Origin of the sequence: Leekyejoonella antrihumi, from assembly GCF_007845645.1 — a bacterium.
GTDB lineage: Bacteria > Actinomycetota > Actinomycetes > Actinomycetales > Dermatophilaceae > Leekyejoonella > Leekyejoonella antrihumi.
This window is the reverse complement of record NZ_VCQV01000023.1, coordinates 23,019-35,567: the sequence shown is the minus strand read 5'-3', so window position 1 is coordinate 35,567 and position 12,549 is coordinate 23,019. Positions and strand designations below refer to the sequence as shown.

Below are 12,549 nucleotides of genomic sequence, written 5' to 3'. Positions count from 1 at the left end.
AGGGGGTCGCACATGAAATCGACCGAAGACGAGCAGCCGGCGCTGACCGCGAGATCCGTGGTGATGTCCTACGGACATACGCCCGCCCTCAAGGGCATCAGCCTGGCCATCGGCAAGGGGGAGATTGTCGCCGTGACCGGCCCGTCCGGCTCGGGCAAGTCGTCCCTGCTGCTCTGCCTGGCAGGCGTGGTGACCCCCGATGCCGGCGAGGTGACGTTCGGTGACCGCCGCATCAGCGCGGAAGGGGAGGGGCAGCGGTCTCGGCTGCGCCGCACGGAGTTCGGCGTGCTGTTCCAGTTCGGCCAACTGGTCCCCGAGCTCACCGCCATCGAAAACGTCGCCCTCCCCTTGCTGCTCGGCGGACGACGCCGATCCGAGGCGATGACTGCCGCGCTGACCTGGCTGGACCGGTTCGAGGTCGGCGGGCTCGCCTCGACACGGCCGTCGAGTATGTCGGGCGGGCAGGCTGGGCGGGTCGCCGTCGCCCGCGCAATGGTGGCCGAGCCAAAGGTCCTCTTCGCCGACGAGCCGACCGGAGCGCTGGACACACTGGCCGGCGAACAGGTGATGGCCCAGCTGATCCGAGTGACCCGGGAGTCTGGCACGACGGTCCTCCTGGTCACCCATGATGCCCGCGTCTCGGCCTACGGTGATCGCGAGATCCGCATTAGAGACGGTCAGCTCGATCACCACCCGGCACGACACCTCGCCTCGGTGTCCGGCCCCGACGGTGACCTCGGATGAGCAGCCGCGGGCCGCGACTGGGCACGCTGATCCGGCTCGCCTCGGCAGGCAGCCGCGTCGACGGCATCCGCGTCGGGCTGACCGTGGTCGGCGCGGCGGCCGCGTCATTCGTGCTGCTACTGGCATCCGCGGTCGCTTCCATCGGTCCGCGCAACGGTCCCTATCGGCTGGACATCCTGCAACAGTCCGGCCTGCGGCCGGGCGTCATCGTCGTCCTCGCGCTGCTGTGCATCCCGATCCTGAACTTCGTTGCGCAGTGCTCGCGGATCGGCGCGCCCGCCCGCGATCGGCGACTGGCCGCTCTGCGTATGGCCGGCGGCACACCCTCGGAGGTACGCCGCATCGTCGCCATGGAGGCCGGGCTCGCCTCCCTTATCGGGGCACTCGTCGGCGGGCTCGGCTATCTGATCACGCGCCAACTCGCCGGGACGGCGTCGCAGGGAATGGCCGCCAGCGGGGACGGGACGATTGTCAGCAGCGCTCCGAACGGTCGCCTCCTACCGACCGATGTCATGCCACACCTCTGGCTCATCGTCATCGCGCTGCTGCTGGTGCCAGTGCTCGCCACGGTCGGCTCGGTGGTCGCGCTGCGTCGGACCGCGATCACTCCCTTCGGAGTCATCCACCGGGAGGCTCATCGACCGCCCAGCGCCACTCCTGCGGCGCTCTTCCTGATCGGCACCGTCGGACTCGCCGCATGGCAGGGGATCTACGCGCTCCTACCGGGCTCCGTTGACAACTCCGTGTGGCTGCTGCCCGTGTCGACCATTCTCCTCCTCGTCCTGACCCTGACCGGCCTGATCTACGGATCAGCCTCTGTTGCCTACCATCTCGGTCGCGCCATCGCACCCAGAACCAGCCGCGCCTCGCTGCTGATCGCCGCACGACGCATGATCGACGCACCCTTCACTGCCAGTCGCGCGACGACGGTCGTGACCTTCGCGGTCCTTCTCGGCTCAGGCGTGGAAGGCATCCGGGCAGCCATCCTGGTCATCACACAGGACAACGATGAGTCCTTCTACGTCGACACCTTCGACCTGCTCAACCTGATGCTTGTCGTCGCCATCGCCCTCGCGACGGCCGGTCTGCTCGTGACCGCGACCGAGGGAGTGGTGACTCGCCGCCGCACCCTTGCCGCGCTCAAGGCAGGCGGCACACCGCGGCGCACACTGGCCGCGGCGACCCTCTGGGAGACCGTGCTGCCACTGGTGCCGACCATCGCGCTGGCCACGACCGCCGGCCTCCTCGGCGCCCGCGGCCTCATGGGTACTTCCGTCAGAAGCTCCAGTGGCACGTCCAATGCGATGCACGTCGTGCCGGTGCCCTGGGGATCACTCGGACTGTTGGCCGGTGGCACTGTGGCGGCAGCAGTGCTGGTCACGGCAGTCTCGCTGGTCTTTCTGCCGCGCAGCACCAGCATCACCGAGCTGCGCACCGCCGCCTGACCAACTGACCCCCTCGAGGCGGGGTTGGGCGTGGTGGGAGAAGGTGGTTACGAGAAGACAGGTACGAGAAGACGGTTACACCGTGTGCACGTATGCCTACTCTGCAATTTTGCAGTTAGTGCACATTAGGAGTACTCTGATCGCTGTGACTGAGACAGCCGAGCCGACCGAGGGCCTTCGCGAGCGCAAGAAGCGCGCGACCCGGGACGCGCTACGCACGGTGGCCCTGGAAGCCACCCTGGAACGTGGCCTACGGGCGGTCACCGTGGAGGAGATCGCCGCCGCCGCGAATGTCTCGGTGCGGACGTTCTTCAACTACTTCTCCACCAAGGAGGAGGCCGTCGTCGGGTTCGACCCGGAGCAGCCGGCGCGCATCCGCGACGCCGTCATCGCGCGTCCGGCCGGCGAGGAGCCGGTCGCGGCGCTGCGGGCGGTCCTTCTCGAGCACGCCGGTCAGATCAGCGTCGACAGCAGCGACTGGGGCGACCGCCTGCAGGCGATCAAGGACAACCCGGAACTGCTCGCCGCTCACCTGACCGCCTGGTCCAGCATGGAGACCGCGCTGGCCGAGGCCATCGCCACCCGCACCGGGCTGGACGCGGATCGGGACCTGTATCCGACCCTCGTCGCATCCGCGGTCGCCATGGCCAACCGGGTGGCGATCCGCCGCTGGAAGTCCGGCCCGGCGGCCGACCTGCCGGCTCTCGTCACCGAGGCGGTCGACCTCCTGGCGTCCGGCCTACATCCGCCGGCGCCGTAACGACCTTCCGCGCACCTGCCTCATCCAGCCTGAAACCACCCGCTGCAAGGAGATTCCGTGTCCTCTGCGACTGAGACGACGCCCGTTGCCTCCACTATTCCCAAGCGTCGCCTGTACGCCATCATCGGCGCCCTGCTGCTCGGCATGCTGCTGGCGGCTCTCGACCAGACGATTGTGGCCACCGCGCTGCCGACAATCGTCGGCGACCTCGGCGGCGCCAACCACCTGTCCTGGATCGTCACGGCCTACCTGCTGGCAGTCACCGCCTCGACCCCCCTGTGGGGCAAGCTCGGCGACATGTACGGCCGGAAGCAGTTCTTCCAGGCCGCCATCGTCATCTTCCTGATCGGCTCCATCCTCTCGGGCCTCAGCCAGTCAATGCTCGAACTGATCCTCTTCCGCGCCCTGCAGGGCCTGGGTGGCGGCGGCCTGATGATCGGTGCGCAGGCGATCATCGGTGACGTCGTCTCGCCGCGCGAACGCGGCAAGTACCAGGGCCTGTTCGGCGCCGTATTCGGTGTCACCAGTGTCGTCGGCCCGCTCCTGGGCGGTCTGCTGGTCGACGGCCCCGGATGGCGCTGGGTGTTCTACATCAACGTGCCGGTGGGCGCGATCGCCCTGGTCGTCACCGCCATCGTGCTGCCCGGCACCTTGAGCAAGGTGCGTCACACGATCGACTACCTCGGCACGATCCTGATCGCCGCGACCGCCACCGACCTGGTCCTGTTGACCAGCCTGGGCGGCACGACCTATGCCTGGAACTCCTTCCCGATCTATTTCATGGCGGTGCTCGGTGTGGTGCTGCTGGCGGGCTTCATCCTCGCCGAACGCCGCGCCGCCGAGCCGGTGCTCCCGTTGAACCTGTTCACCAACAAGGTTTTTGCCGCCGCCTCCGCGATCGGTTTCGTGGTGGGTTTCGCGATGTTCGGCGCCATCACCTATCTCCCGCTCTTCCTGCAGGTGGTCCAGGGCGTCAACCCGACGATCTCGGGCGTCCGCATGCTGCCGATGATGGCCGGGCTGCTGATGACCTCGATCGGCTCGGGCATCCTGATCTCCAAGTGGGGTCGTTACAAGGTCTTCCCGGTCATGGGCACCGCGATCATGACGCTCGGCATGTTCCTTCTGTCACACATGGGCGTGGGCACCAGCATCTTCATGACCTCGGTCTTCATGTTCGTGCTCGGCGTCGGCCTCGGCTGCGTCATGCAGGTCCTGGTGATCGTCGTGCAGAGCGCGGTGGACTACAAGGACCTGGGCGTGGCGACCGCAGGCGCGACCTTCTTCCGATCCATCGGTGGCTCCTTCGGCACCGCGGTCTTCGGAGCGATCTTCGCGGGCGTCATCACCGGCCACCTGCGCGATGCCCTCGGCAACGTCAAGCTGCCTGGTGGCGCGGGTGGTTCGGGCATCAGCCCCGAGATACTCGCCAAGCTGCCCGCCCACATCAAGTCCGGTGTCATCGACGCGTATGCCGGATCGCTGCAGACCGTCTTCCTGGTCGCCGTGCCGATCGGCATCGTCGCCTTCCTGCTGACGTGGATCCTGCCGGAGATCGAGCTGCGTGCCACCACGGGGGCGGTTGACGCGGGAGAGACCTTTGCGATGCCGGTCGAGCGCAGCTCGCTGGAAGAGGTCGAGCGGGCCATCACGGTGCTCGACTCCCGTGAGAACCGCCACGACCTCTATGCCGATCTGGCCCGGCGCGCGGATCTGGACCTCGGGCCGCGGGAGTGCTGGCTGCTCTATCGGTTCGACGACCACCCTGAGTCGACCCTCGCCGAGATCTCGGCGGTCGTCAATCGACCGGTCGACCGCCTAACCCAACTCGCTGAGAACCTCCACACCAAGGGCCTACTGGTCGAAGACCATGACCGCCCCGGCCATCGCCTGGCACTCAGCACGTCGGGACACGGCGCGATCGCCCGCCTGTTGCAGGCTCGGCGAGACCGCCTGGAAGAGCTGCTGGGCGACTGGAGCCCGGAGGACAACCCTGACCTGGTCGAGCGCGTCAGGCGGCTCGCCGGAGCGCTGATGGCCGACGACGACAAGATGCTCGAAGCGGCGCGAACGCGGCCCCCCGAGCCGGCCAGCACCTGACGACCGAGCCGACCCGCGCCCGACGGCAGGACGCACCGCGCACTGTCGTCGGGGAATGCCGTGGGGTGCACGCCCGTTGACCACGTAGTCATCCGCACCCCATCGCGAGGAGTCACCACCCATGGCCGACACCGCCACGCAGAACCACGCCTCCGGCACCTTCACCATCGGCGACCGGACGGTTCACCGGCTCGGATTCGGCGCGATGCGCCTGACCGGCAAGGGCATCTGGGGTGACCCCGCCGATCGGACGGAGTGCGTGCGAGTCGTGCGCCGTGCCGTCGAGCTCGGCGTTGACTTCATCGACACCGCGGACTCGTACGGCCCGCACGTCAGCGAGGAGATCATCCGGGAGGCGCTGCACCCCTACCCGGAGCAGGTTCTGGTCGCGACCAAGGCCGGCCTGGTGCGCACCGGCCCCGACGAGTGGCACCCGGTGGGGCGCCCCGAGTACCTGCGTCAGCAGGCAGAGACGAGCCTGCGCCGGCTCGGCGTGGAGCGTCTCGACCTGTTCCAGCTGCACCGCATCGACGAGCACGTCCCGTTCGAGGAACAGATCGGTCTGCTCAAGGACCTGCAGGACGAGGGCAAGATCGGCGCCGTCGGGCTGTCTGAGGTCGGCGTCGACCAGATCGACGCCGCCCGCAAGATCGTGCCCATCAGCACCGTCCAGAACCTCTACAACCTGAGCACCCGCAAGTCCGAGGCGGTCCTCGACTACTGCGACCGCGAGGGCATCGGCTTCATTCCGTGGTTTCCGATCAACGCCGGCAAGCTCGCCGAGCGCGGCGGGCTCGTCGACCACATCGCGAAGGCGACCGGGGCGCCTCCGGCGCAGATCGCGCTGGCCTGGCTGCTCGCCCGGTCGAAGGTCGTCCTGCCCATCCCTGGCACGTCGAGCGTCGACCACCTCGAGGAGAACCTCGGCGCGGCCGGCCTGCAGCTGAGCGACGAGCAGGTCACCGAGCTCACGGACGCCGTCGACGACTAGGCGTGACCGCCCCACTCGGCACGGCCACCCGGCGGACCTCCGCCGGGTGGCCGGGTGTCGTGCTCATCGGCGCCGCGTTCGCGATCACGATGCTCGGGACGACCCTGCCCACCCCGCTCTACCCGCTCTATGCGACCAAGTTCGGTTTCGGCGAGCTGGTGACGACCGTGGTGTTCGCCACGTATGCGGTGGGCGTGACGGCCGGTCTGCTGCTGTTCGGGCACTGGTCGGACCAGATCGGCCGTCGTCCGCTGCTGCTCGCCGGACTGGGCCTGTCGGCTCTGTCGGCGATCGCCTACCTGCTGCCGGGTGAGCTGGGCTGGCTGTTCGTCGGGCGAATGCTGTCCGGCCTGTCGGCCGGGATCTTCACCGGGACGGCCACGGCCACGATCATCGACCTGGCGCCGGCACACGAGAAGGCGCGCGCGAGTCTGCTCGCCGCAGCCGTCAACATGGGTGGTCTCGGTCTGGGACCGCTACTCGCCGGCGTCCTGTCCGAATACGCACCGCTGCCGCTGCAGCTGTCCTTCATCGTCGACCTCGTGCTGGTCGCGATCGGCGCCCTGTGCGTCCTTGTCGTGCGTGACCCCGTGTCTCGGGTGGCGACCCTGCGGCTACGCCCCCGGCCGCTGCGGGTGCCGCCTCAGATCCGTGCCCTGTTCACCCGGGCGGCCATCGCCGGGTTTGCCGGGTTCGCCGTGCTTGGTCTGTTCACTGCGGTGTCGCCGGCCTTCCTGGGCACCGTGTTACACCACCGCAACCGCGCCCTGGTCGGTGTCATCGTGCTCGTGGTGTTTGCCGCGTCGGTGGCCGGTCAGGGCCTGTCGAGCCGGGTGGACCTTGACCGCGCCCTGGAGCTCGGCTGCGGCATCCTCATCGCCGGTGCCGTCCTGGTGGGCATCAGCCTGCCGCTGCACTCGTTGGCGTTGCTGATCGTCGGCGGCATCGTCGCCGGATTCGGCCAGGGCATGAGCTTCCGGGCCGGGCTCGGCTCGGTCGCCGCGGCCACCCCGGCGGACCAGCGGGGCGAGGTGACTTCGACCTTCTTCGTGATGCTCTACGTGGGCATCTCCGTGCCGGTCATCGGTGACGGGGCGCTGGCGAGCGCCTTCGGACTGGTGAGTGCGGGCATCGTCTTTGCGGCCGTGGTGGCCCTGCTCGCGGCCGTGGCACTGGTGCTCGTGCGTCGCCCCACCGGCTGAGGCTCGTCAGTCGTCGAGCGACGAGATGGTGCCGATCGCTGTGGGTCGTCCGCCGGCCGTGCACACTTGCGCGCCGTCGCGCAGACCGGACTCGGCGGCATACACATGGATCGGTTGCGGGCCCACCATCGGGGAGACGAGCCGGTAGGCAAAGCGACTGCCGGTCAACGCAATTCCGCACCGTCGAGCAAGCTCGCCCATCATCAGTGCCTGCAGCGGACCGTGCACGACCAGGTCGGCGTAACCCTCGTGCGCGACCCAGCGGCGGTCGTAGTGGATGCGATGCGCGTTGTAGGTCAGCGCCGAGAATCGGAAGAGCAGCGCCTCGTCGACCGAGAGCACCAGCTCTGCCTCGCGCCCCTGCGGTGATTCGTCCGTCTCATCGACGACAAGCGCGGCGGTGCCCGGAGCCCGGTAGACGATGTCCTGCTCCTCGGCGATCACGAGGTCTCCGCCCTGCACGATCTCGTGCCGCACGGTGACAAAGGTCAACGGTCCGCTGCGCCCCTGCTTCTCGGTCGTGTCCGTCACCCAAGATGTGCGGGTCGCCTCCACGCCGATCCGCAGCCGCTGCAACGTGTCGACCCGTCCGCCGGCGAACATCCGCCGCCGGCCGGGGCCGGGAGGTGCGGGTATGCCGGAGGTCGGGTGGCCGTCCTCTCCGAGCTCGCGGGTCGGCCTGCGGTCGAGCAGATACAGCCAGTGCCACAGCTCGGGCACCCGGTCGTCGATCGGCGGGTCGATGTCGAGCAGCCCCGCCATCGCCAGTGTCGGCTCGGCAGCGATCACCTCGCATCGACTGGCCTTCTCATCCGTCAGAGCACTCATGACTGGTCCTTTCCGACGGCGCGCTGCAGGATGCGCCTGGCCCGCAACAGGACCGGCTCGTCCACCATGGCGTCGTCCATGACGGTGACTCCACCCGCTGATCCCGCGCTGAGCACCCGTCGCGCCCATTCGACCTGGTCCGGTGACGGCGCAAAGGCCGCTGCCACTGGACCGACCTGGCACGGATGGACACACAGCTTGCCCGCCATGCCGACGGCCTCGGCCGATCGTGCGTCGGCGCCTGCCGCTCCTCCACTGCTGACATCGGTCGTGACCGAGTCGAGCGGCCCCTCGAGGCCCGCCGCACGCGAGGCGAGCACCAGCTGCGCACGGGCCACCGCGAGAGTGGTCGGATCGTCCGTGCCGGCATCGGCCGCGAAGTCCAGCGCGCCGAACGCCAACCGGACAACTCCGTCCGCTTCCGCAATTTTGGAAGCTCGTAACACACCGCGAGCGGTCTCGATCAGGGCAAGCACCGGCACGTTCGTGCCCTGGTGCAGCCGCGTCGCAGCCTGGGGATCATCGGCCATCGGCAGCACGACCCCCACCAGACCCGTCCTCTGACCCAAGGTCGCGAGCGCAGCGACATCATCGGCATACCACTGGGAACCGGCGGAGTTCACGCGGACTGCTGCCCGGCCGCCATCGGTCAGCCACCGCGTGACGTGCTCGCGCGCAACCAGCTTGTGCCCGGGCGCCACCGCATCCTCGAGGTCGATGACGACCACGTCGGGCCCGGCCGCGACTGCCTTGTCGAACCGCTCTGGCCGGTCACCGGGGACGAACAGCAGCGTGCACGCAGTCGCCAGGTCGCCGTGCGTGTTATTCACTCGGGGGCCACCGTGCCGCGCTTGACCATTTGTGCGGCGATCACGTTGCGCTGGATCTCGTTGGTGCCTTCGCCGACGATCATCAGCGGGGCGTCCCGGAAGTAGCGCTCGACGTCGAACTCGGTGGAGTAGCCGTAACCCCCGTGGATGCGGATCGCGTTGAGGGCGATCTCCATTGCGGTCTCGGACGCGAAGAGCTTGGCCATGCCCGCCTCCATGTCAGCGCGCTCCGCCGACTCGGCCCGCCGCGCGGCGTGCTGCGTTAGCTGGCGGGCGGCCTCGAGCTTGGTGCCCATGTCGGCGAGATAGTTGCCGATCGACTGGTGCTTCCAGATCGGCTTGCCGAAGGTCTCGCGCTCCTGGGCGTAGGCCAGCGCGTCCTCCAGCGCGGCCCGTCCGACACCGAGTGCGCGGGCCGCTACCTGGAGCCGGCCGACCTCGAGCCCTCGCATCATCTGGGCGAACCCGCGGCCCTCCTCGCCACCGAGCAGCTGCTCGGCGGGCACCTGGAATCCGTCGAAGGACAGCTCACACGTCTCGACCCCCTTGTAGCCGAGCTTCGAGAGATCACGGGACACCTCGAATCCGGGTCCCTTCTCGCACAACAGGATGCTGATGCCTTTGTGTGCGGGGCTGGCCTGCGGGTCGGTCTTGCACAGCACTGCGACGAGGCCGGAACGACGCGCGTTGGTGATCCACATCTTGGACCCGTTGACCGCGTAGTGGTCGCCGCTCTTGGTGGCGGTCGTGCGCATCGCCTGCAGGTCCGAGCCGCCGCCGGGCTCGGTCAGGGCCATGGTCGCGCGCAGCTCGCCGGTCGCCATGCGCGGCAGATAGCGGTCCTTCTGCTCCTGCGTGCCGTAGTCCTGGATCAGCTTGGCGACAACGGTGTGGCCGCCCATGGCGCCGGCCAGGCTCATCCAGCCCCGGGCCAGCTCCTCGGTCACGAGCACGTAGCACGGCAGGCTGACCTTCGTCTCGCCCCATGGTTCGCCAATTCCGAGCCCGAAGATGCCCATCTCCTTCATCTGGTCGATGAGCTTCTCGGGATAGGTGTTGGCGTGCTCGAGCTCCTGGACGACCGGCTTCACCTCGTGCGTGACCCAGTCGCGCACCAGCTTGACGATCGACACCTCGGCGGCGGTAAGGCCTTCCACGTCTGTCTCCTTCGAGTGTGGTCAGCGCGCGTTCGCGCCGACAGTGGTCTGGAATGCCGTGGCATCGGCGAGCGTGTGACGTAGGACGTCGGCCGCGAGCGGCCAGCTGAGTTCACGTGCCGATACGCCCGATCCGGCCAGGCAGTCCTCGATCTTGCGGTCCAGCTGCGCCGAAGTGGGCGGCCGCGTCGGCGCACCGGGCGGCAACTCGAGTCGGGTGGAGTGCAGCACCCCTCCGTCGACGTGCACGTCGAGCTCGACGTGGCCGGCGAGCAGACCACCGGAGCCCGATCCGAGCTCGATCTCAACCATCGGGATCAGCCGCCTCGCCTCGGGTCGCTGCACGGCGTCGTCGGTGAAGGTGGCGAAGCCGCAGTAGTCGTCGAGCAGGGCGGCGGCCACGGCATACTCCAGGCTGAACTTGCCCTCTAGCCCGGTCTGTGGGCGATGGTGGACCAGCGGCGTGACAGTGCAGTCCGGCGTCCGCACCACGATACGTTGCACATCGGCTACGTCGATCTGCGAGCGAATCTCACCGATTGCAGCGATCGGTCGTTGCAGGGCGTAGCAGCAGGGGTAGACCTTGATCGCGAGTCCGTCCGGCACCGCGGGAGCGCCCGTCTCCAGGTCGGCGGCGACATCGGTCTCGCCACCGACCAGTCGCAGCCACTCGTCCACCGCTCGCGGATCGGCGCTGGCGCCGTCGGCCGCCAGCGCGGCCGCGCGCAGACCGGCATCCACGGCGAAGCCCACCTGCAGCGACTTGGCATCCGTGCCGAACGCTCGCCGCACCCCGCCGGAGGCCGGCACAGCGAGAGCGAGCGCCGTCGCGGTCTGTGCAGCATCCAGGCCGAGAGCGCTCGCCGCACAGGCCGCGGCGCCCATGGCTCCCGAGGTCGTGGTCGCGTGCCAGCCGGCGGAGTAGTGCGACCAGCCGAGGGCCGTTCCGATCCGGGCCATGACGCCCGCGCCGGCGAGGTAATCCCGTGGTCCGCCGCCAGTCGCCAGCGTTGCGGGCACGCAGACGGTGCTGATGTGGGTGGTCGACGGCATGTGCAGGTCGTCGAAGTCCACGATGTGACTGGCGACGGCCCAGCGTCCGGCCTCTCCGAGTGACCGGGACCTGGCGATGATCGGCTCTTGTCGGGCGGCAATCGCGCAGGCGAGAGTGTCCTGCAACGACCGGTCCGCCAGCGCCAAGTCGGCCGCGGTCGGCGTTCCCCCGCGAGCGGGAGGTGCCCCCAGGTCGACGGCCCAGTGGGCGAGGTCGACGGCGATCATCGCCGGCTCCCGGCAGCTGTCGCGGCCTGATCCGCTCGGGTCGCGAGCTCAGCCAGGATCGACTCGGTGTGCTCTCCGAGAGCGGGCACCGGGCCCATCACCGGCTCCTGCCCGGCGACCGTCGCGGGCGGCACCAGCGCACGGATCTGGCCGGCCGGCGTCTGCACCTGACGCCACCGGTCCCGCGCGGCCAGCTGTGGGTGCTCGGCGAACTCCTGCACGTCACGCAGCTGCGCATTGGCGATGCCGGCCTCCTCCAGTCGCTGCACGACCTGCTCGACGCTCCGGTCCGCGAATCCTCGCTCGATGGCGGCAGTGAGTTCGGCTCGGTTCTCCACGCGCCGGCTGTTGGACGAGAACCGCTCGTCGGTTGCCAGCTGCGGATTGTCAAGAACCTTGTGACAGAACGTCGCCCACTCTCGCTCGTTTTGAATGCCGAGGAAGACCTGGGGGCACCTCCCGCCTGCGGGGGAAGGCCCTTGCGCGCAGTGGAACGGCCCGTAGGGGGCGATTGCCGCGTGCGAGGCACCGGTGCGCGGTGGTGGGGTCCCGCCATACATCGCGTAGTTCATCGGGAACCCCATCCACTCGCCCAGCGACTCCAGCATGGAGATCGTCAGCTCGGCGCCCTCGCCGGTGCGTTCGCGGTGGAGTAGTGCCGTGAGAATGCCGCTGTAGCAATACATCCCGGCGGCGATGTCGGCCGCTGAGATGCCGACCTTGGAGGGGTTATCGGGGGTGCCGGTGATCGAGACCAGGCCGGACTCGCACTGGATCAGCAGGTCGTAGGCCTTCTTGGTGGTGAAGGGTCCGCCGTCGCCGTATCCGGAGATGCTGGCGTGGATGAGCCGCGGGTTGTCGGCGCGCAGCTGTGTCGCCGACAGGCCCAGCCGGTCGGCCGCACCCGGTGCGAGGTTCTGCACGAAGACATCCGCGCCGTCCAGCAGCTGGTGCAGCACTGCCAGGTCGTCGGCGTCCTTGAGATCAAGGGCGATCGACTCCTTGGAACGGTTCAGCCAGACGAAATGGCTGGACTGTCCATGCACCGTCTCGTCGTACCCGCGGGCAAAGTCGCCCGCACCCGGCCGCTCCACCTTGATGACGCGGGCGCCCAGGTCGGCGAGCTGACGGGTCGCGAACGGCGCCGCGACGGCCTGCTCGACGCTGACAACGGTGATGCCCTCCAGGGGAAGCACAGTTTCTCCTTCTCG

General features: G+C 68.8%; 11 protein-coding genes. 6 read left to right on the top strand and 5 right to left on the bottom strand.

Features of this window, described 5'->3' with window-relative positions; translation table 11 throughout:
* Positions 1-12 precede the first annotated feature (12 nt).
* From FGL98_RS15515 to FGL98_RS15490, 6 genes are all read left to right on the top strand, one after another.
* Complete coding sequence (locus tag FGL98_RS15515) at positions 13-744, top strand: ABC transporter ATP-binding protein (protein ID WP_146318064.1); 732 nt, start codon at positions 13-15, stop codon at positions 742-744.
* A complete protein-coding gene (locus tag FGL98_RS25830) occupies positions 741-2,189 on the top strand; it encodes an FtsX-like permease family protein (RefSeq protein WP_146318062.1) in 1,449 nt (482 codons plus the stop codon). The genes FGL98_RS15515 and FGL98_RS25830 overlap by 4 nt, the downstream gene beginning before the upstream one ends.
* A 145-nt stretch (positions 2,190-2,334) precedes the next feature.
* Positions 2,335-2,949, top strand: a complete 615-nt coding sequence (locus tag FGL98_RS15505) for a TetR/AcrR family transcriptional regulator (protein WP_222432208.1) — start codon at positions 2,335-2,337, stop codon at positions 2,947-2,949.
* Between the two features lie 57 nt (positions 2,950-3,006).
* Entirely contained in the window at positions 3,007-5,049 is a 2,043-nt protein-coding gene (locus tag FGL98_RS15500; RefSeq protein ID WP_146318060.1) for an MFS transporter, read from the top strand.
* A 121-nt stretch (positions 5,050-5,170) separates the two neighbouring features.
* Positions 5,171-6,040: an aldo/keto reductase gene (locus FGL98_RS15495; RefSeq protein WP_146318058.1), complete on the top strand. Its 870-nt coding sequence runs from the start codon at positions 5,171-5,173 to the stop codon at positions 6,038-6,040.
* Positions 6,041-6,042: 2 nt separating this feature from the next.
* Positions 6,043-7,242, top strand: a complete 1,200-nt coding sequence (locus FGL98_RS15490) for an MFS transporter (RefSeq protein ID WP_222432207.1) — start codon at positions 6,043-6,045, stop codon at positions 7,240-7,242.
* A gap of 6 nt (positions 7,243-7,248) precedes the next feature.
* Here FGL98_RS15490 and FGL98_RS15485 read toward each other — a convergent pair whose 3' ends face one another.
* From FGL98_RS15485 to FGL98_RS15465, 5 genes are read right to left on the bottom strand one after another with little or no spacing between them, the layout of a single operon-like run.
* Positions 7,249-8,070 carry an HTD2 family dehydratase gene (locus FGL98_RS15485; RefSeq protein WP_146318056.1) on the bottom strand — a complete coding sequence of 274 codons (822 nt, stop codon included), beginning with the start codon at positions 8,068-8,070 and terminating at the stop codon, positions 7,249-7,251.
* Positions 8,067-8,900 (bottom strand): HpcH/HpaI aldolase/citrate lyase family protein, encoded by an 834-nt coding sequence (locus FGL98_RS15480; RefSeq protein ID WP_222432206.1) that lies wholly within the window; start codon positions 8,898-8,900, stop codon positions 8,067-8,069. Before FGL98_RS15480 ends, FGL98_RS15485 begins: the two co-directional genes overlap by 4 nt.
* Complete coding sequence (locus FGL98_RS15475; protein WP_146318054.1) at positions 8,897-10,057, bottom strand: acyl-CoA dehydrogenase family protein; 1,161 nt, start codon at positions 10,055-10,057, stop codon at positions 8,897-8,899. Before FGL98_RS15475 ends, FGL98_RS15480 begins: the two co-directional genes overlap by 4 nt.
* Positions 10,058-10,078: 21 nt before the next feature.
* Entirely contained in the window at positions 10,079-11,338 is a 1,260-nt protein-coding gene (locus FGL98_RS15470) for an MmgE/PrpD family protein (protein WP_146318052.1), read from the bottom strand.
* Complete coding sequence (locus FGL98_RS15465) at positions 11,335-12,534, bottom strand: CaiB/BaiF CoA transferase family protein (protein ID WP_146318050.1); 1,200 nt, start codon at positions 12,532-12,534, stop codon at positions 11,335-11,337. The genes FGL98_RS15470 and FGL98_RS15465 overlap by 4 nt, the downstream gene beginning before the upstream one ends.
* Between the last annotated feature and the right edge of the window lie 15 nt (positions 12,535-12,549).